We start from the raw sequence: 19775 nt of genomic DNA, 5'->3' as shown, positions 1-19775 counted from the left end.
CTTACCAATAGGGCTACGGTTTTTAAGGGTGTTCAAGAAGGGCGCTGAAGCGCTTTTGAAGACTGATTCCTGACAGCAGCGGGCCATTTGTACACTGGCGCTGAGATCTTTTGCAATGCGTGGGGGCGGGCGCAGGCCAGGCTGCGTCGGTTTCGGTGGCTCTTCGCAAGGTTTTGAAACATTTGCTCATGGTCTGGCCTGATGCCTCTCGATTCACGGGGCGAACCTTACTGGTGCGCGCTCAGGTGAGGGGCCATAGTTAGGCCAAAGCCCAATAAAGAGACTGGCCATGACCAAGACTCTCCACCACCGTGCCTGCCATCTGTGTGAAGCCATCTGCGGCCTGACCCTGGAAACCACCCAGGCCGACGACGGCAGCCTGGCGATCACCTCGATCAAGGGTGACCCGCTGGACACCTTCAGCCGTGGGCACATCTGCCCCAAGGCCGTGGCGTTGCAGGACATCCAGAACGACCCGGACCGCCTGCACCAGCCCATGTTACGTGTGGGCAGCGAATGGCAGCCGATCCCATGGGACGAGGCGTTCACGCTGGTCGCTGAGCGCCTGGCGGGCATCCAGGCCCGGCACGGGCAGAATGCAGTGGCGGTGTATCAGGGCAACCCCAGCGTGCACAACTATGGGTTGATGACCCACAGCAACTACTTCCTTGGGCAGCTCAAGACGCGCAATCGGTTTTCCGCGACCTCGGTGGACCAGCTGCCACATCACCTCACCAGTCATCTCATGTACGGCCACGGCCTGCTGCTGCCGATTCCGGATATCGATCACACCGATTTCATGCTGATCCTGGGCGGCAACCCGCTGGCGTCCAACGGCAGCATCATGACCGTGCCTGACGTAGAGAAGCGCCTCAAGGCCATCCAGGCGCGGGGCGGCAGTGTGGTGGTGGTTGATCCACGCCGCAGCGAGACGGCGGCGATCGCCGATCAGCATCTGTTCGTGCGCCCTGGAGGCGATGCGGCGCTGTTGTTCGGCTTACTCAACACCTTGTTTACCGAGAACCTGACGCGTGAAAGCCACTTGCCGGTCGAAGGCCTTGAAGACGTGCGCCGCGCGATTGCCGGGTTCACCGCTGAAGCCATGAGCCGCCAATGCGCAGTGCCTGCCGAACAGATCCGCCAGCTGGCGCGGGACTTTGCCGCAGCGGACAAGGCGGTGTGTTACGGGCGCATGGGCGTGTCCACCCAGGCCTTCGGTACGCTGTGCCATTGGCTGGTGCAATTGATCAATCTGGTGACCGGCAATCTGGACCGTGTCGGCGGCGCCTTGTGCAGCTCGCCGGCCGTGGACCTGGTGGCGTCAACCGGTGGCGGGCATTTCAATCGCTGGCAGAGTCGCGTGTCCGGACGCCCGGAATATGGCGGTGAGTTGCCGGTGTCCGCCTTGGCAGAAGAAATGCTCACCGAAGGCGAAGGCCAGATCCGCGCCTTGGTGACCGTGGCCGGCAACCCGGTGTTGTCCACGCCAAATGGTCGCCAGTTGGAGCAGGCACTGGACGGGCTTGAGTTTATGCTCAGCATCGACCTCTATATCAACGAGACCACGCGATACGCCGACCTGATCCTGCCGTCCACGTCGGCGCTGGAAAACGATCACTACGACACCACCTTCAATATGTTCGCCGTGCGCAACGTCACTCGGTTCAACCGCGCGATCCTGCCCAAGCCCGCAGGCGCGCTGCACGACTGGGAAATCTTTGTCGGCCTGGCCAAGGCCTTTGCGGCGCAGACAGGCGTGGCGCTCAAACCGACCATGGCGCCGGCGCAGATGATTGACTTTGGTTTGCGTGCCGGGGCTTACGGTGATGCCTCTGATCACAAGCTGTCGGTGGCGATGCTGGCGGACCATCCGCACGGCGTGGACCTAGGGCCGCTCAAGCCCAATCTCGCCACGCGCTTGAAGACTGCCAACGGCCAGGTGCAGGCGGCGCCGGCGGTGATCCTTGCTGATTTGGTGCGGTTCGCGGCGCACCCTGTGCCGGTGGTGGACGAACTCCTGCTGATCGGCCGTCGTCATGTGCGCAGCAATAACTCGTGGATGCATAACTATCACCGTCTGGTGAAGGGCAAGCCTCGGCACCAGTTGCATATGCACCCTGATGACTTGGCCAGTCGGCAATTGCGCGATGGTCAGCGGGTGCGCGTCAGTTCGCGCATCGGCATGATCGAAGTGGAGGTGGTGGCCAGCCTGGACATGATGCCCGGCGTGGTCAGCCTGCCCCATGGCTGGGGGCATGGACGCCCAGGCGTGCAGATGAGCATCGCCAGCGGGCAGCCGGGGGCGAGTGCGAATGACCTCACCGACGAGCGGCAGTTGGACGAGTTATCCGGCAACGCCGCGCTCAACGGTGTGCCGGTGCAGGTGGCGGCTGCCTGAGGCGCCCGACCACCGGGCTGGAATTTTGCGTTACAATGCGCCACCGTGCCGACCCGTGAGTCGCAAAGTTCCAGCCGAGGTGTTCCATGGATATCATCGAAACGATCAAAGAGCAGATTGCCAACAACACCATTCTGCTTTACATGAAGGGCGCGCCAAACGCTCCTCAGTGCGGTTTCTCCGCGAAGGCTTCCCAGGCCATCATGCAGTGCGGCGAGAAATTCGCCTACGTGGATATCCTGCAAAACCCTGAAATCCGCGCCAACCTGCCGAAGTACGCCAACTGGCCAACGTTCCCACAACTGTGGGTAGCCGGTGAGCTGGTCGGCGGCAGCGACATCATCACTGAGATGGCTGCGGATGGTTCTCTGCAAGCGCTGATCAAAGAAGCAGCGGCAAACGCCGCCGCCAAGACCGACGCGTAATCCTGCAGGCGCCGGCGAGCCGGCGCGTGCAATGCGTCAGTCAATAAAAAGCCCCGCTTCTCGAAAGAGAGCGGGGCTTTTTATGGCCTGTTGACTACGGGTTATTCACCCATCTGCGATTGCAGGTAGTTTTCCAGACTGACTTTGTCGATCAGGCCCAGCTGGGTTTCCAGCCAGTCGATGTGTTCTTCCTGGTCTTCCAGAATGTCTTCGAGCAGTTCACGGCTGCCGAAATCGCCCTTGGTTTCGCAGTGTGCAATGGCGGCCTTGAGGTCGCTGTGGCTTTTCTGTTCGAACTTCAGGTCGCTGATGATCATTTCCTGGGTGTGCTCGCCGATGTTCAGCTTGCCCAGATCCTGCACGTTCGGCAGGCCTTCCAGGAACAGGATGCGCTTGATCAGCGCGTCCGCGTCTTTCATGGCCTTGATGGATTCTTTGTATTCACGCTTGCCGAGCTTTTCCAGGCCCCAATCGTCATACATGCGTGCATGCAGAAAGTACTGATTAATCGCGACCAGTTCATTGGCAAGGATTTTATTGAGTTGCTGGATGACTGAGATGTCGCCTTTCATGACTGGGGTCCTGCCCTGTAATAGCTGTATATAAGGCGGAGTTTGAGCGGCGAAATCCCTAGTGTCAAACCTAAGTTATTGAATAATAAATGAAAATTAATCGGAATAAGAATGTTTGTGTTCCGCGTCTTGACGCTAACTAATTGAATTACGGGCATAAAAAAACCGGACACTAAGTCCGGTTCTTCAAAACACGCTATTTAAGCGTGTGTACATTCTGCTGAGTAGGGCAGCGCTGACTGAGCGGTTTGCAGCTGCGTCAGGGTTTCCCGTACCACTTGCTTGGCGAGGCAAGCACATTTACCGCACTGGCTGGCAACGCCGGTGGTTTCACGTACTTCCTTGTAGCTGCAGCAACCTTCGTAGATTGCTTCGCGGATTTGTCCGTCGGTGACGCCAGTGCAGAGGCAGACATACATAAGGGAGAACCATCGCGGGTTAAGGCTTAAGTGCGATGGATCTTAATGTTAACGAGAATGATTGTCAAAGTAGTTTCATAGGGTATTGCCCTGGCCTGGCTACCCACTGACGAACGGTTTTTTCAGTGTATGATGGTCGGTCTTCACGAAGCGCGACCGCGTCACAGGGCTGTCGCTTATGCGCGTCAGACTGGGCCGGTCCTTTTACTTCAATCGTCACCCCTGCATCAGGAGATAACCAATGAGCGTACTCGTCGGCAAACAAGCCCCGGATTTCGACGTACCTGCCGTCCTCGGCAATGGCGAAATCGTAGACAGCTTCAAACTGTCTGAAGCCATCAAAGGCAAATACGGCCTGGTGTTCTTCTACCCGCTGGACTTCACCTTCGTCTGCCCGTCGGAGCTGATCGCTCTGGACCACCGCATGGACGATTTCAAGGCGCGCAACGTTGAAGTGGTAGCCGTTTCCATCGACTCCCATTTCACTCACAACGCCTGGCGCAACACCGCCATCAATGATGGCGGCATCGGCAAAGTCAAATACACCATGGCTGCCGACATGAAGCACGACATCGCCAAGGCCTACGACGTTGAATCCGAAGGCGGCGTGGCTTTCCGTGGCGCGTTCCTGATCGACGACAAGGGCGTTGTGCGCTCGCAGATCATCAACGACCTGCCGCTGGGCCGTAACATGGAAGAGCTGATCCGTCTGGTCGACGCGCTGCAATTCCACGAAGAGCACGGCGAAGTTTGCCCTGCCAACTGGAAAAAAGGCGACAAAGGCATGACCGCTTCCACCGAAGGTGTTGCGGCTTACCTGACCGAGAACGCCGGCAAGCTGTAAGCCACGTTCGAAGCAAAAAAACCGGCCTGAGAAGGCCGGTTTTTTTATGCGCGGGAAATGACCCTGTGGCCACTGGTGTTCAGTGGCTGGAGGGCTGTTGTGGCGAGTGGGTATGTTGTGGTGAGCGGGCTTGTCGTGGCGAGCGGGCTTGCCCCGCGTTGGGCTGCGCAGCAGCCCCAATTAGACCGCCGCGATTCATCTGGCGAACCGCGTTGCCTGGTTCTGGGGCCGCTGCGCAGCCCAACGCGGGGCAAGCCCGCTCGCCACAGTAAGCCCGCTCGCCACAACAGCGCTCGGGCAAACCTCAGTCGTTGAAGTCTTCCCAGCCGCCCATCTGCTTCCAGCGGTTGACGATGCCGCAGAACAACTCGGCCGTCTTCTCGGTGTCGTAGCGAGCCGAGTGAGCCTCACGCCCGTCAAAGTCGATGCCGGCTGCCTGACAGGCTTTCGCCAGTACAGTCTGGCCATACGCCAGGCCCGCGAGGGTAGCAGTGTCGAAGCTGGAGAACGGGTGAAACGGGTTGCGCTTCATGTCCAACCGCGTCACGGCGGCATTCAGGAAGCCCAAGTCGAAGCTGCTGTTATGGCCGACCAGGATCGCGCGTTTGCAGCCATTGGCCTTCAACGCCTTGCGCACACCACGGAAGATATCGGTCAGCGCCGCTTCTTCACTCACCGCCATGCGCAGCGGGTGGTCGAGCTTGATCCCGGTGAACTCCAAAGCGGCTGCTTCAATGTTCGCGCCTTCGAACGGCTCGACACGAAAGAAGTGGGTGTGCTCCGGAAACACAAAACCCTGCTCGTCCATGCCGATGGTGGTCGCGGCAATTTCCAGCAAGGCGTCGGTAGCGCAGTTGAAGCCGCCGGTTTCTACGTCGATGACCACCGGCAGATAGCCGCGAAACCGCTCGGCCATCGGGTGACGGGAACCGCCACCACTGTGCTCGTGTTCGTCATCGTAATGGTCTTCACTCACTTGCTTTCCTCCAGCAGGCGCCAGCGCAGTGTTTCACCGGCGCGCAGCGGGATAACAGTCAGCTCGCCAAACGGCAGGCTGGCAGGGGCGGTCCAGTCTTCACGAACCAGGGTAATGCGGTCGGTATTCGCCGGCAGGCCGTAGAAACGCGGGCCATTGAGGCTGGCGAAGCCTTCAAGTTTGTCCAGGGCATTGCGCTGTTCGAACGCTTCGGCGTACAGCTCAATTGCCGCATACGCGGTGTAGCAACCGGCACAGCCACACGCGGCTTCTTTGGCGTGTTGGGCATGCGGCGCGGAGTCGGTGCCGAGGAAGAACTTCGGGCTGCCGCTGGTGGCGGCGTCCAGCAAGGCCACTTGGTGAGTGTTGCGCTTGAGGATCGGCAGGCAATAGAAGTGCGGCCGAATCCCGCCCACCAGCATGTGGTTGCGGTTGTAGAGCAGGTGATGCGCGGTGATGGTCGCACCGACATTGGCCGAAGCCTCGGTCACAAACTGCACGGCGTCGGCGGTGGTGATGTGTTCAAACACCACTTTCAGCGTCGGGAACAGCTCGACCACACGGCGCATATGCTCGTCGATGAAGATCTTCTCGCGATCAAACACGTCGACATCGCCACGGGTGACTTCACCGTGAATCAGCAGCGGCATACCGACTTCAGCCATGGCTTCGATGGCCGGCAGGATCTTGTCGATACTGGTCACGCCGGAGTCGGAGTTGGTGGTCGCACCGGCCGGGTACAGCTTGGCGGCGTGCACGAAACCAGTCGCTTTGGCGGCGCGAATTTCGTCAGGCTGGGTGCGGTCAGTGAGGTAAAGCACCATCAACGGTTCGAAGCGGCTGCCGGCCGGCCGTGCAGCGAGGATGCGCTGGCGATAGGCGTCGGCTTCAGCGGCATTACGCACCGGAGGTACCAGGTTAGGCATGATGATGGCGCGGCCAAACGTGCGCGCTACATCGGCCACAGTTTGGGGTAACGCAGCACCATCGCGAAGATGAATATGCCAGTCGTCGGGACGCAGCAGGGTCAGGCGGTCGGACATTGGGGATTCCAGGCGGGTCAATCTGGTGGGAATGCTACCGGAAAAGACTCTTGCAGGCACTCGCTATCAAGTTTTGCAGGACGCTACCGATATCCCTGGGTATGCCTTAACGACGTATGACGCTTTGAAGTGTTGTAGAAACCAGTGGAGCCTCCCGTGCGCCAGCATTATCTAGCCCTGCTCAGTGTGTTCGCCAGCCTGCCTGCGATGGCCCTCACGTTCCAGACACGTCTGGAGAATATTGAGTGGAAGGTGGAAGGCGATCAGTTCGAGTGCCGACTCACCCAACCGATCACCGATTTCGGCTCGGGTGAGTTCGTGCGCCGGGCCGGCGAGCAAGCGACGTTTCGCCTGAAAGCCTACAACGGCGCGCTGGGTGCGGGCTCGGCGACCTTGTTGGCCGCCGCTGCGCCCTGGCAGCCGGGCCGTGGTGACATCAACCTTGGTGCCGTGCGTGTCGGCAGTGGCGACGTATTGTTCAACAGCTCCCAGGCCCAGGCCGGGCGTCTGTTCACCGGTTTGCTGGAAGGGCGTAGCCCGACCGTGCGGCATTACGGGCGCGAGGGCGGCTACTCGGAAATTCGTCTGTTGCCGGTCAAGTTCAACAAGGCCTTCAACGACTATCAACTGTGCACCACCAAGCTGTTGCCGATGAATTACGACCAGGTCAAACAGACCGAAGTCGGCTTCCCCGGTGGCGGTATTGAACTGGACGCGGCCGCGAAGAAGAAGCTGGACGTGATTCTGGCGTTCATGAAAGCCGACCCTACCGTCAACCATATCGAGTTGAATGGCCATTCGGACAACAGCGGCAATCGCCTGACCAACCGTGACGTCTCGCGCCGTCGAGCCCTGGCAGTCACAGACTACTTCAAGGCCAATGGCATCCCCGAATCACAGATCACCATGCGTTTTCACGGTGAAAGCTACCCACTGGCGCCCAACACGAATGCCGCCAACCGGGCGCGCAATCGCCGCGTGAATATCCAGCTGGAACGCGTGGCAGCCCCCGAGAAACCGGCGCCCCAGGCCACCGCACCGAGCAACCCGGCACACACGTCTTAAGGTGCGACCCTTGGTCGCCCGTTTGACATAATCTGTCGCTTTATCTTCATTTGCTGTCGCGCCTCTGTAAATTCACGGTTTTGGTCGGTAGAATCGACGCCTTTCCGTACAACCCCGTGGAGTGATGGCATGGCCGACGTAAACAAGGTCGTTCTCGCGTATTCCGGCGGCCTGGACACTTCGGTGATCCTCAAGTGGCTGCAGGATACTTATAACTGTGAAGTGGTGACCTTCACCGCTGACCTGGGTCAGGGCGAAGAGGTCGAACCTGCACGTGCCAAGGCGCAAGCCATGGGCGTGAAAGAGATCTACATTGACGACCTGCGCGAAGAATTCGTCCGCGATTTCGTCTTCCCGATGTTTCGCGCCAACACTGTCTACGAAGGCGAGTACCTGCTGGGTACTTCCATCGCACGTCCGCTGATCGCCAAACGCCTGATCGAAATTGCCAACGAAACCGGCGCCGACGCCATTTCCCATGGCGCGACCGGCAAGGGCAACGATCAGGTGCGCTTCGAACTGGGCGCCTACGCGCTCAAACCAGGCGTGAAAGTGATTGCTCCGTGGCGTGAGTGGGACCTTTTGTCCCGTGAAAAGCTGATGGATTACGCTGAAAAGCACGCGATCCCGATCGAGCGTCATGGCAAGAAGAAGTCCCCGTACTCGATGGACGCCAACCTGCTGCACATCTCCTATGAAGGCGGCGTGCTGGAAGACACCTGGACCGAGCACGAAGAAGACATGTGGAAATGGACCGTCTCCCCGGAGAACGCTCCTGACAAGCCGCAATACCTGGAACTGACCTACCGCAACGGCGACATCGTCGCGCTGGACGGCGTCGAAATGACCCCGGCCACCGTGCTGGCGACCCTGAACCGTATCGGTGGCGAACACGGTATCGGCCGTCTCGACATCGTCGAGAACCGTTACGTGGGCATGAAGTCCCGTGGCTGCTACGAAACCCCAGGCGGCACCATCATGCTGCGCGCTCACCGCGCCATCGAGTCCATCACCCTGGACCGTGAAGTGGCTCACCTCAAAGACGAGCTGATGCCCAAGTACGCCAGCCTGATCTACACCGGCTACTGGTGGAGCCCTGAGCGTCTGATGCTGCAACAGATGATCGACGCCTCCCAGGCCCACGTGAACGGCGTTGTGCGCCTGAAGCTGTACAAGGGCAACGTGATCGTCACCGGCCGCAAGTCCGATGAGTCGCTGTTCGACGCCAACATTGCTACCTTCGAAGAAGACGGCGGCGCCTACAACCAGGCGGATGCTGCGGGCTTCATCAAGTTGAACGCACTGCGCATGCGCATTGCTGCCAACAAGGGTCGCAAGCTGTTCTGAGTGATCTGCGCTGTTAAAAATGGCCCCTGTTAAGGGGCCATTTTTTTTGCCTGCCCATTAAGTCGCGGGCCTTGGACCGAACACAATGTTTAAAAACTCAGGGGGATGTTTAAGTTTTGTCGGATAAGGAAGTTGATGGGTTTATTTTTTCAGGTCGAATTCAACTTTTGCGTTGTTGAATGAATTTTTAACACCTGCCTAGGAACTATGTCTTACAGAAAATTCACTACACGAGTAAGAAAGGTATGTAAGACATGGAAAGTTCTGTAGGAAACAGGGGTGTAAATGAATATGTTCAAAGGAACTAATGCAGGCGGGTTTTTTGCGTCTGCTCATTCGCTTGTGGGTGATGAGCAATGGGCATTTCCTGAAAGTCCTGTGCGGCACGTTTACCTTGAAGCCCTTACGCGGCGGTTATTTCACTCAAAACATGTCAGCCCCCGGAAAGGTCTGAAAGGCTCCATAAAGCCCAAACTGTCCGAGTTAATGTTTTTTTGTAGGTTAATTCCTATATCGCTGTGGGGTGGGTCTCTGCTTGCTGTTGCTTGGGGGGTAATGCTATGCCAACTAGGAAACGACTACGCTATTGTGCTTGCTCTAAATAATTCGAACAGCGAAATTGGACTTTCTCATGAATAAAGTGCTGATCGTGGATGATCATCCCGTCATTCGTCTTGCTGTGCGCATGCTAATGGAGCGTCATGGTTATGAAGTCGTTGCCGAGACTGATAACGGTGTCGATGCGTTGCAACTTGCACGGGAACATGTACCGGACATTGTCATACTGGATATCGGGATTCCCAAACTCGATGGGCTGGAAGTTATTTGCCGTCTGGCGTCTGCCAAGCAGCCCGCGCCTTTCAAAGTGTTGGTGCTGACGTCCCAGGCGCCCGGGCATTTTTCCATGCGCTGCATGCAGGCGGGAGCGGCGGGCTACGTGTGCAAGCAGCAGGACCTGACCGAGTTGCTGAGCGCGATAAAGGCCGTGCTCTCCGGCTACAGCTATTTCCCCAACCAGGCGCTCAACTCCGTGCGTTCAACCATGGGCAACGCCAGCGAAGCGGACATGGTCGAGCGCTTGTCGGGGCGCGAAATGATGGTGCTGCAGCAGTTGGCCCGTGGCAAAACCAACAAGGAAATCGCCGACGGCATGTTCCTGAGCAACAAGACCGTCAGTACCTACAAGACTCGCCTGTTGCTCAAGCTCAATGCCCGGTCCCTGGTGGACCTGATCGAGTTGGCTCAACGCAACGGCCTGGTCTAGCGCGGGGCGCAGAAATAGTCGGCAAAAAAAAGCCTCCATCAGGGAGGCTTCCGGTCGTGAACGGGCTGATCAGAGGTCGAAATCGTAATCGGCCAGTTGTTTTTGCAAGCGTCGCTCTTCCAGAAGGTTATCGATAGTGCGGCGTTTGCTCAAATTGGTCTTGGCCACCTCTACAACAGGTGCGTCCCCATCGTCATCCGACTCTGCAACAAGGTCGTCTTCTACATCCAGTTGTTCTTTGCCAGTGCTCATAAGGTTCACTCCAGGCTAAGACTGCCATTGGCGCTCCTTATAACGATAATCCATGAACGGGTAAAAAAGATTTTTTCAATCGATTGATCGAGAAAACCAATGATCGCTCAATCGTCGGACGTCTTGTCCTTGTATTCGCACAGGTCTTCGATACGGCAGCTCCCGCAGCGAGGCTTGCGTGCCTGGCAGACGTAACGTCCATGAAGGATCAACCAGTGGTGGGAATCGAGAAGGTAGGGCTTGGGCACGAACTTCATCAGCTGTTTTTCCACCTCAACGACGTTTTTGCCGCGAGCGATGCCGGTGCGGTTGCTGACACGAAAAATATGCGTGTCCACCGCCATGGTCAGTTGCCGGAACGCAGTGTTGAGCACCACGTTGGCCGTCTTGCGACCCACACCCGGCAGCGCTTCCAGGGCTTCGCGAGTCTGTGGCACTTCGCTGCCATGCAGCTCGACGAGCAGGCGGCAGGTCTCGATGACATTCTTGGCCTTGCTGTTGTACAAGCCGATGGTCTTGATGTACTCCGACAACCCGTCCACACCCAGTGCGTAAATAGCCTCCGGCGTATTGGCCACCGGGTACAGCTTGGCTGTGGCCTTGTTCACGCCAACGTCCGTGGATTGGGCCGACAGAATCACCGCAATCAGCAACTCGAATGGCGACGAGTAGGCCAGTTCGGTTTTGGGCTCAGGATTGTCTTCGTGAAACCTGCGGAAAATTTCCAGGCGTTTTGCGGCGTTCATGGGGCGGGTGTTTCCTTGCAGGCTGTCGTCGTAGTTTCAAAAGTGCAGGCGTTGCAGGATAAACCATCGCCACCTTGCCCGGCAGCGCCTGTCGCGGATCAATCGCCGGTATGCGCGTCCACTTGGCGCTGCGCTTGCTCCAACGTGTGTTGTGCGGCTTTCAGCTCATCCGCGGTGGTGTGCGGTTGGCGTTGCAACCTGCTGACGTCTGCGCGCGCGTACGCCAAGGCAGTTTTAAGCTGGCGCAGTTGAGTGTCGATGGGGCGTTTTTCCACACGCTGCAACTCAGGTCTTGGCTGTTCACTGACAGCCTCGGCGTCATGCAGGGTTTGCTCTGCGGTGGCCAGCGCGGCACTCAAGGTTGCCAATTGCTGCTCGTCAGCATTACGGTCCTGGGCCTTCTTCAATTCGGCACGGCGCATCGCCAGCTGGATTTTCGCACGCTTGAGTTCAGGGTCTTTGGCGGTCGGCGGTGGAGGTAGACTGTTCGCCTCCAGTGCGCTGAGCGCCTGCTCTGCCGCTTCGAACTGTTGCTGCAGGACGATCAGCTGCGACTGTTGCTCAAACGTCGGCGGATGACCAAATGCCTTCAAGGATTTATGCAACTGGGCGCGACTCATCGCCACGGTGATTTTGGCTTTCTTGACCGCTGCATCCTGGGCTGCCTGAGCACTGTCGGTGTGCGCAGGCACACTCGGCGTCGGACGTTTGGCTCGCGCCAGGCGTTCGGCGAGTTTATGTGCATCCTCGCGTTGCAGCCGCGCGTTGCGTTGCTCATAGCGCCGCCGCGCCCGGTCGCGCTTGAGGGCACGCGCATGGCGCTGCTGATCATTGGCAGCCAGGCCGCCAACAATCGGCAGCACGCTCGTGGCTGGACGCATCTCAATGCAATCGACAGGGCAGGGCGCCACACACAGGTCGCACCCGGTGCACTCATCAATGATCACGGTGTGCATCAACTTCGCGGCGCCGACAATCGCATCGACCGGGCAAGCCTGGATGCATTTGGTGCAGCCGATGCACTCGGCCTCGCGAATATAGGCGAACTGAGCGGGGGCCTCGCCTCGGCTGGTGTCCAGTTCCAGCACCGGCACGCGCAGCAACTGCGCAAGGCCGGCGATGGTTTCCTGCCCACCGGGCGGGCACTTGTTGATTGCCTCGCCCTGAGCGATGCCCTCGGCGTAAGGCTTGCAGCCAGGGTGCCCGCATTTGCCGCATTGGGTCTGCGGCAGCAGCGCGTCGATACGTTGGATCAGGGTCATGGGGTGATCATTGGCATGCCGGTTAGACAAACAGGGCCTGTAGGGGTGAGCCCGCTGGTTGCGGGTGGCGGCTTTTTTGTGGCGAGCGGGCTTGCCCCGCGTTGGGCTGCGAAGCGGCCCCACCAAGGCCACCGGGTTTCCACAGGTAGAACCGGGTGTTTGGTTTAGGGGCCGCTACGCGCCCCAACGCGGGGCAAGCCCGCTCGCCACAACAAGGCTGCTCGCCAAATCGTTTACTTGATCCGTTGACCCGGTTTGGCACCGCTATCCGGACTCAGGAGGTAGATCTCTTCACCGCCAGGGCCCGCCGCCATCACCATGCCTTCGGAAATACCGAACTTCATTTTCCGTGGCTTGAGGTTGGCAATCATCATGGTCAGGCGACCATCGAGCTTGGACGGGTCAGGGTAAGCGCTCTTGATCCCGGAGAACACGTTGCGTTGCTCATCACCGATGTCCAGGGTCAGGCGCAGCAGCTTGTCGGCACCTTCCACGGCTTCGGCCTTGATGATCAGCGCAACGCGCAGGTCAACGGCGGCAAAAGCATTGAAGTCGATTTCCGGGGAGAGCGGGTCTTTGGCCAACTCGCCATTGCCGGCCGGTGCCGATTCGCCGGTGTCGGTCTGGCTGGCGACCAGGTCTTCTTTCGAAGCATCGGTCATCGCCTGCACCTTGACGGGGTCGATACGGGTCATCAGCGGCTTGAACTCGTTCAACTGATGGTTGCTGAGCAAGGTAGCGTGGTCATTCCAGGTCAGCGGCGCGACATTCAGGAACGCCTCGGCGTCAGCGGCCAGCAATGGCAACACCGGCTTGAGGAAGATCACCAGCTGGCGGAACAGGTTGACGCCCGTGGCGCAGATCGCCTGCACTTCAGCTTGCTTGCCTTCCTGCTTGTTCAGCGACCACGGCGCCTTGTCGGCGATCCAGGCATTGGCACGGTCGGCCAGGCCCATGATTTCGCGCATGGCGCGGGCGAAGTCGCGCGCTTCATAGGCGTCGGCAATGCTTGGCGCGGCGGCCAGGAAGGCCTCGGTCAGTTCCGGTGCGGCGTTCTCGGCCACCAACAAACCGCCATTACCCTTATGGATAAACCCGGCGCAACGGCTGGCGATGTTGACGACTTTGCCCACCAGGTCCGAGTTGACCTTCTGTACGAAGTCTTCCAGGTTCAGGTCGAGGTCGTCGACGCCACGGCCCAGCTTGGAGGCGTAGTAGTAGCGCAGGTATTCCGGCGACAGGTGGTCCAGGTAAGTGCGCGCCTTGATAAAGGTGCCACGGGACTTGGACATCTTCTGGCCGTTGACCGTCAGGTAACCGTGCACGGCGATGCCGGTTGGTTTGCGGTAGCCCGAACCTTCAAGCATCGCTGGCCAGAACAGGGCGTGGAAGTTGACGATGTCCTTGCCGATGAAGTGATACAGCTCGGCGGTGGAATCCTTGGCCCAGAACGCATCGAAGTCCAGCTCCGGCGTGCGGTCGCACAGGTTCTTGAAGCTGGCCATGTAACCGATTGGCGCGTCCAGCCACACATAGAAGTACTTGCCCGGCTCGTCCGGGATCTCGAAGCCGAAATACGGCGCATCGCGGGAGATGTCCCACTGCTGCAGGCCGGCATCCAGCCATTCGGCGATCTTGTTGGCCACGGCGTCTTGCAGGGTGCCGCTGCGCGTCCAGGTTTGCAGCATCTGCTGGAAGTCCGGGAGCTTGAAGAAGAAGTGCTGGGAATCCTTGAGCACCGGAATGGCGCCAGAGATGGCCGAGCGCGGGTTCTTCAGGTCAGTCGGTGCATAAGTGGCACCGCACTTCTCGCAGTTGTCGCCGTACTGGTCCTCAGTGCCGCATTTCGGGCAGGTGCCCTTGATGAAGCGGTCGGCCAGGAACATTTTCTTTTCCGGGTCGAAATATTGCGTGATCGAACGCGTGGCAATGTGCCCGGCGTCGCGCAAGCGCGTGTAGATCAGGCTCGACAGCTCGCGGTTTTCGTCGGAGTGGGTCGAGTGGAAATTGTCGAAATCAACCAGGAACTCGGCAAAGTCGGCGCTGTGTTCAGCCTGCACATTGGCGATCAGTTGTTCCGGGGTGATCCCTTCCTTTTCGGCGCGCAACATGATGGCCGATCCGTGGGCGTCGTCTGCGCAGACATAAATGCATTGATTGCCGCGATGCTTCTGGAAGCGCACCCACATATCGGTCTGGATGTACTCAAGCATATGGCCAAGATGGATAGAACCATTGGCATAGGGCAGGGCGCTGGTGACGAGGATCTTGCGTGGCTCGGACATGGGGCTCGGCTACTTGATGAAACGGAGGTCGGCCACTATAAAGCGCCGGGAAATATATTTCACCCCGTGGCGCTGTTTCTGAATCTTCCCGGGGCGCGAAAGCATGCCGCTTGGCGGCTGGAACGGTTAGGATAGCCGCCTGTTTCAGTCAGTCTTTTTTCGGGAGTAGCCCATGAGCGCCGTCAATCGCGCAGCGGTGGAAGCCGTTCTTCGCCAATACACCGACCCCTATTTGAACCAGGACCCGGTCAGCGCCGGCTGTGTACGCGCCATCGATGTGCAGGGCGACCAGGTCTCGGTCCAGATGGAGCTGGGTTATGCCGCCGGCCTGTTCAAGAGCGGTTGGGCGCAGATGCTGCAAATGGCCATCGAGGGTCTCGACGGTGTGCGTTCGGCCAAGGTCGACATCCAGTGTGTGATCGCCGCGCACAAGGCCCAGGCGCAGGTTCCAGGCTTGGCCAACGTCAAGAACGTGGTCGCCGTGGCATCCGGCAAGGGCGGCGTAGGCAAATCCACCACGGCCGCCAACCTCGCACTGGCGCTGGCCCGCGAGGGAGCCCGCGTTGGCATTCTCGACGCCGACATTTATGGCCCAAGCCAAGGCGTGATGTTCGGTATCGCCGAAGGCACCCGGCCCAAGGTCAAGGATCAGAAGTGGTTCGTGCCGATTGAATCGATGGGCGTCGAGGTCATGTCCATGGCCTTCCTGACCGATGACAACACGCCGATGGTGTGGCGCGGGCCGATGGTGTCCGGCGCCTTGCTGCAATTGGTCACCCAGACCGCCTGGGGCGACCTGGATTACCTGGTGATCGACATGCCGCCAGGCACCGGCGACATTCAACTGACCCTGGCGCAGAAAGTCCCGGTGGCCGGCTCGGTGATCGTGACCACGCCGCAGGATCTGGCGCTGCTGGATGCGAGAAAAGGCGTCGAGATGTTCCGCAAGGTCAACATCCCGGTGCTGGGCGTCGTGGAAAACATGGCGGTGCACATCTGCTCCAACTGCGGGCATGCTGAGCACCTTTTCGGCGAAGGCGGCGGTGAGAAGCTGGCGACCCAGTATGGTGTTGAGCTGTTGGCGTCGTTGCCGCTGGCGATGGAGATTCGTGAACAGGCTGATGGCGGCAAGCCCACCGTGGCGGCTGAGCCCGATGGGCAGATCGCTATGATCTATCAGGAGTTGGCCCGTCATGTAGGCGCGCGCATCGTCCTGCAGGAAGCGGCTGCGCCGGCAATGCCGACGATTACGGTCAGCGACGACTGATCAGCCTGAAGGAAAAGAAGCCTCGACAGTGTCGGGGCTTTTTCTTGTCCGCAGGAAGGTCAACCGGGTGCTGTTGCGCTTTTACGCATTTGCGCGTGTAAGCATTCGCTTACTTTTTCGTAAGTGTTTGGGTTTTTTACCGGGCGTGGACATCTCGAAATGGCGAGAGACTTTTCTATCTTGTTGAAATATAACAATTATTTATTGTCGTCTTAGCGATGAAGCTCTTCAACCCAACCGTTGGATCCCGTTGAACTTCCCTTGGAACTCTCTAACATCAGCCCTGTGTCCACGGATTGACACAGCCATCAAGGAACGATGGTTGAAGGAACGTCGCAGGATGCGATTCATCAGGATGATGAAAAAGGAATACAGGGACTAGGGAAAAAATGTGGGCGGGTCATACCGCCCCTTTTTTTGCCTGTAGAAAAGTAAAACCCGCCCCGCAGAAACGCAAAAAGGCCCGCAAGGGGCCTTTTTTATTGGGCGACGGCGCTTTAGCGCTCGAGGTCTGCAATCTTGCCCTTTTTGCCATCCCACTCCGCTGCATCCGGCATCGGATCCTTGCGTTCGGTGATATTCGGCCAGATTTCCGCCAATTCGACGTTCAACTGAATGAATTCCTGCATCTCTGCCGGGACTTCGTCCTCGGAGAAAATAGCGACGGCCGGGCATTCTGGTTCACACAGGGCGCAGTCGATGCACTCATCCGGATGGATAACCAGGAAGTTCGGGCCTTCGTAGAAGCAGTCCACCGGACACACTTCGACGCAGTCGGTGTACTTGCACTTGATGCAGTTGTCGGTAACGACGAAGGTCATTTCTAATTCTCTCCTCAGGCGGCGGCAGCGAAACCCCTTGTGGTGGGGCTCGCGAGGTTCGGGAGCGATAGTCTGCAGGCCAGGCTAAAAGCCCGCAGCATCCCAAACCGCGCGAGATTCTATCAGCTTGCAAGCGTCTGCGTTATATCCGAACTTGCAGTGCATATAACATTTCTAGCGCTTTACGCGGGGTCAGGCCGTCCAGGTCAAGCTTGGCCAGTTCATCCAGCACCGGGTGAGGCAGGCTGGCGAACATATCACTCTGGTGCGGCGCGGCCGGTTTGCTGCTGGCTTTTTTCGGGCTTGCCACCACGGTTTCATGGGGCAAGGCCGTGGTTTCCAGGCGGCTGAGGTGCTCGCGAGCGCGGGTGATCACATCGCCTGGTACACCGGCCAACTGCGCCACGGCCAGGCCGTAACTCTGGCTTGCCGGCCCTGGCAGCACGTGGTGCAGAAACACGATACGTTCGTTGTGCTCAGTGGCATTGAGATGCACGTTGGCCACCAGCGGCTCGCTTTCCGGCAGCACGGTCAGCTCGAAATAGTGCGTGGCGAACAATGTATAGGCGCGCAAATGCGCCAATCGCTCGGCCGCCGCCCAGGCCAGCGACAGCCCGTCGAAGGTGCTGGTGCCGCGGCCGACTTCGTCCATCAGCACCAGGCTGCGTTCGGTCGCGTTGTGGAGGATTTTGGCGGTTTCGCTCATTTCCACCATAAAGGTCGAACGGCCACCGGCCAGGTCATCGCTGGAACCGATCCGCGTGAAAATGCGGTCGACCAGCGACAACTCGCAACTGGCCGCTGGCACAAAGCTGCCGATATGCGCCAGCAGTACGATCAAGGCGGTCTGGCGCATGTAGGTGGATTTACCGCCCATGTTCGGACCGGTGATCACCAGCATGCGGGTGTCGTCATCCAGCGACAGGTCGTTGGCGACGAACGGCGTGGTCAACACCTGCTCCACCACCGGGTGACGCCCCTGCACAATGCGCATGCACGGCTCGCTGACAAACCGCGGGCAGTTCAGGTCAAGGTTCAGCGCGCGCTCGGCCAGGTTGCTCAACACATCCAGTTCCGCCAGGGCCGCGGCGGTGTCCTGCAGCGGCGCCAGACGGCTGATCAAGTCTTCGAGCAGGGCTTCATAGAGCATTTTCTCGCGCGCCAGGGCGCGGCTCTTGGCCGACAGCGCCTTGTCTTCAAACGCTTTGAGCTCCGGCGTGATGAAACGCTCGGCACCTTTGAGCGTTTGGCGACGCTGATAGTCGATTGGTGCCGACTCGGCCTGCTTGCTCGGCAACTCGATAAAGTAGCCGTGCACGCGGTTGTAACCGACCTTCAAATTGGCCAGGCCGGTGCGGGCCTTTTCGCGAGCTTCCAGGTCGATCAGGAATTGCCCGGCGTTTTCGCTCAGCGATTGCAGTTCATCCAGCTCGGTGTCGTAACCGGTTTTCAGCACGCCGCCGTCACGGATGATCGCCGGCGGGTTGTCGATGATGGCTTTTTCCAGCAGCGCTGCGAGGTCCGGGTAAGTGCCGGCGGTCACGGCCAACTGTTGCAGGTGCGGCGTGTCGAGGTGGGCCATCGCCGCTTGCAACTGCGGCAGCGCGCTCAAGGCATCGCGCAGACGCGCCAGGTCGCGCGGCCGCGCGTTACGCAGGCCGATCCGCGCCAGGATGCGCTCGATATCGCCGATTTCCTTCAGCTGCGGCTGCAGCGTTTCAAAGCGATAGCCATCCAGCAGGCAGGTAATAGAGGTTTGGCGCGCTTGCAGCACGGTCAAATCCCGCAGCGGCCGGTTCAGCCAGCGGGTCAGCAAGCGGCTGCCCATGGCGGTCTGGCAACGGTCGACCACCGATTGCAGCGTGTTATCGCGGCCACCGGCCAAGTTGGTGTCCAACTCGAGGTTGCGACGGCTGGCGCCATCAAGCACCACGGTGTCGTCCAGGCGCTCATGGCGCAGGCTGCGCAAATGCGGCAGGGCGGTGCGCTGGGTTTCCTTGGCATAACCAAGCAGGCAACCGGCGGCGCCGATGGCCAGGGTCAGGGTTTCGCAGCCGAAGCCTTTGAGGTCTTGCACCGAAAATTGCTGGCACAGACTTTTCAGCGCTGAATCACGCTCAAAATCCCACGGCGCACGACGCTTGGTCCCACGACGCTTTTCTGCCGGCAAATCCTTCGGCCAATCATCCGGAATCAACAACTCCACCGGGTTGATGCGCTCAAGCTCCGCCAGCAGGTTCTCCCAGCCCTTTATCTCCAGCACGCTGAAATTGCCGCTGGTGATGTCCAGCACCGACAGGCCGAACAAACGCTCATCGCCCAGCACCGCCGCGATCAGGTTGTCACGACGCTCGTCCAGCAACGCCTCATCACTCACCGTACCCGGCGTAATAATGCGTACCACCTGACGTTCCACCGGCCCTTTGCTGGTCGCCGGGTCGCCGATCTGCTCACAGATCACCACCGACTCGCCCAGCTTCACCAGCTTGACCAAGTAGCCTTCCAAAGAATGGTAAGGAATCCCACACATCGGAATCGACTGCCCCGCCGACTGCCCGCGCGCGGTCAAGGTGATGTCCAGCAACTTGGCAGCCTTCTTCGCGTCTTCGTAGAAGATCTCGTAGAAGTCGCCCATGCGATAGAACATCAACTGATCAGGGTGCTGGTTTTTCAGACGCCAGTACTGCTGCATCATCGGCGTGTGGGAGGACAGATCGGAGGTGTTTTTACTCATTGGATAGTAGGCAAATTCGTTGAAAGTGATGGGGCAAAGGGGGCGCGTGGTCCAG

18 protein-coding genes are annotated in these 19775 nt (G+C 59.1%); 8 read left to right on the top strand and 10 right to left on the bottom strand.

The genetic code is table 11. From position 1 onward, the window contains the following. The first annotated feature begins 289 nt into the window (after positions 1–289). Positions 290–2398: a molybdopterin oxidoreductase family protein gene (locus NTD89_RS26545; RefSeq protein WP_262210514.1), complete on the top strand. Its 2109-nt coding sequence runs from the start codon at positions 290–292 to the stop codon at positions 2396–2398. Positions 2399–2484: 86 nt separating this feature from the next. Further along, positions 2485–2823: a Grx4 family monothiol glutaredoxin gene (grxD, locus tag NTD89_RS26540; RefSeq protein ID WP_106577269.1), complete on the top strand. Its 339-nt coding sequence runs from the start codon at positions 2485–2487 to the stop codon at positions 2821–2823. A 101-nt stretch (positions 2824–2924) separates the two neighbouring features. On the opposite strand, the gene bfr is transcribed toward grxD, so the two are convergent. Together bfr and NTD89_RS26530 are read right to left on the bottom strand one after the other, a co-directional pair. Beyond that, a complete protein-coding gene (gene bfr / locus NTD89_RS26535; protein WP_106577268.1) occupies positions 2925–3395 on the bottom strand; it encodes a bacterioferritin in 471 nt (156 codons plus the stop codon). A 200-nt stretch (positions 3396–3595) separates the two neighbouring features. Further along, a complete protein-coding gene (locus NTD89_RS26530; protein WP_262210511.1) occupies positions 3596–3814 on the bottom strand; it encodes a bacterioferritin-associated ferredoxin in 219 nt (72 codons plus the stop codon). Positions 3815–4055: 241 nt separating this feature from the next. On the opposite strand from NTD89_RS26530, the gene NTD89_RS26525 reads away from it, so the two are divergent. Continuing rightward, on the top strand, positions 4056–4658 hold the full coding sequence (locus NTD89_RS26525; RefSeq protein WP_057724790.1) for a peroxiredoxin: 603 nt from the start codon (positions 4056–4058) through the stop codon (positions 4656–4658). Between the two features lie 304 nt (positions 4659–4962). Here the strand turns inward: NTD89_RS26525 and rnt are convergent, their stop codons facing one another. Together rnt and pyrC are read right to left on the bottom strand one after the other, a co-directional pair. Then, complete coding sequence (gene rnt / locus NTD89_RS26520; RefSeq protein ID WP_017137041.1) at positions 4963–5634, bottom strand: ribonuclease T; 672 nt, start codon at positions 5632–5634, stop codon at positions 4963–4965. Beyond that, on the bottom strand, positions 5631–6677 hold the full coding sequence (gene pyrC, locus NTD89_RS26515; protein WP_262210510.1) for a dihydroorotase: 1047 nt from the start codon (positions 6675–6677) through the stop codon (positions 5631–5633). Before pyrC ends, rnt begins: the two co-directional genes overlap by 4 nt. A 156-nt stretch (positions 6678–6833) precedes the next feature. On the opposite strand from pyrC, the gene NTD89_RS26510 reads away from it, so the two are divergent. From NTD89_RS26510 to NTD89_RS26495, 4 genes are all read left to right on the top strand, one after another. Next, complete coding sequence (locus NTD89_RS26510; protein ID WP_262210508.1) at positions 6834–7742, top strand: flagellar protein MotY; 909 nt, start codon at positions 6834–6836, stop codon at positions 7740–7742. A gap of 129 nt (positions 7743–7871) precedes the next feature. Beyond that, positions 7872–9089: an argininosuccinate synthase gene (locus NTD89_RS26505; RefSeq protein WP_017738284.1), complete on the top strand. Its 1218-nt coding sequence runs from the start codon at positions 7872–7874 to the stop codon at positions 9087–9089. A gap of 285 nt (positions 9090–9374) precedes the next feature. After that, on the top strand, positions 9375–9728 hold the full coding sequence (locus NTD89_RS26500) for a hypothetical protein (protein WP_262210504.1): 354 nt from the start codon (positions 9375–9377) through the stop codon (positions 9726–9728). Further along, positions 9721–10353 carry a response regulator transcription factor gene (locus tag NTD89_RS26495; RefSeq protein ID WP_106577265.1) on the top strand — a complete coding sequence of 211 codons (633 nt, stop codon included), beginning with the start codon at positions 9721–9723 and terminating at the stop codon, positions 10351–10353. The genes NTD89_RS26500 and NTD89_RS26495 overlap by 8 nt, the downstream gene beginning before the upstream one ends. Before the next feature lie 69 nt (positions 10354–10422). Here the strand turns inward: NTD89_RS26495 and NTD89_RS26490 are convergent, their stop codons facing one another. From NTD89_RS26490 to metG, 4 genes are all read right to left on the bottom strand, one after another. Then, on the bottom strand, positions 10423–10605 hold the full coding sequence (locus NTD89_RS26490; protein WP_145161575.1) for a PA3496 family putative envelope integrity protein: 183 nt from the start codon (positions 10603–10605) through the stop codon (positions 10423–10425). 107 nt (positions 10606–10712) lie between these two features. Further along, positions 10713–11351 (bottom strand): endonuclease III, encoded by a 639-nt coding sequence (gene nth, locus NTD89_RS26485; RefSeq protein WP_106577263.1) that lies wholly within the window; start codon positions 11349–11351, stop codon positions 10713–10715. Positions 11352–11449: 98 nt separating this feature from the next. Continuing rightward, positions 11450–12613 carry an electron transport complex subunit RsxB gene (gene rsxB, locus NTD89_RS26480; protein WP_262210502.1) on the bottom strand — a complete coding sequence of 388 codons (1164 nt, stop codon included), beginning with the start codon at positions 12611–12613 and terminating at the stop codon, positions 11450–11452. Between the two features lie 233 nt (positions 12614–12846). Next, positions 12847–14898 (bottom strand): methionine--tRNA ligase, encoded by a 2052-nt coding sequence (gene metG / locus NTD89_RS26475; protein ID WP_262210500.1) that lies wholly within the window; start codon positions 14896–14898, stop codon positions 12847–12849. Between the two features lie 172 nt (positions 14899–15070). Between metG and apbC the strand changes: the two genes are divergently transcribed. Then, positions 15071–16165 (top strand): iron-sulfur cluster carrier protein ApbC, encoded by a 1095-nt coding sequence (apbC, locus tag NTD89_RS26470; protein WP_262210499.1) that lies wholly within the window; start codon positions 15071–15073, stop codon positions 16163–16165. A 497-nt stretch (positions 16166–16662) separates the two neighbouring features. Here apbC and fdxA read toward each other — a convergent pair whose 3' ends face one another. Together fdxA and mutS are read right to left on the bottom strand one after the other, a co-directional pair. Next, positions 16663–16986, bottom strand: a complete 324-nt coding sequence (gene fdxA, locus NTD89_RS26465) for a ferredoxin FdxA (protein WP_003208688.1) — start codon at positions 16984–16986, stop codon at positions 16663–16665. A gap of 142 nt (positions 16987–17128) precedes the next feature. Further along, on the bottom strand, positions 17129–19720 hold the full coding sequence (mutS, locus tag NTD89_RS26460) for a DNA mismatch repair protein MutS (protein WP_262210498.1): 2592 nt from the start codon (positions 19718–19720) through the stop codon (positions 17129–17131). Between the last annotated feature and the right edge of the window lie 55 nt (positions 19721–19775).

Source organism: Pseudomonas sp. 14P_5.3_Bac1 (assembly GCF_025466135.1).
GTDB lineage: Bacteria > Pseudomonadota > Gammaproteobacteria > Pseudomonadales > Pseudomonadaceae > Aquipseudomonas.
This window is presented reverse-complemented; position numbering and strand designations above follow the sequence as displayed.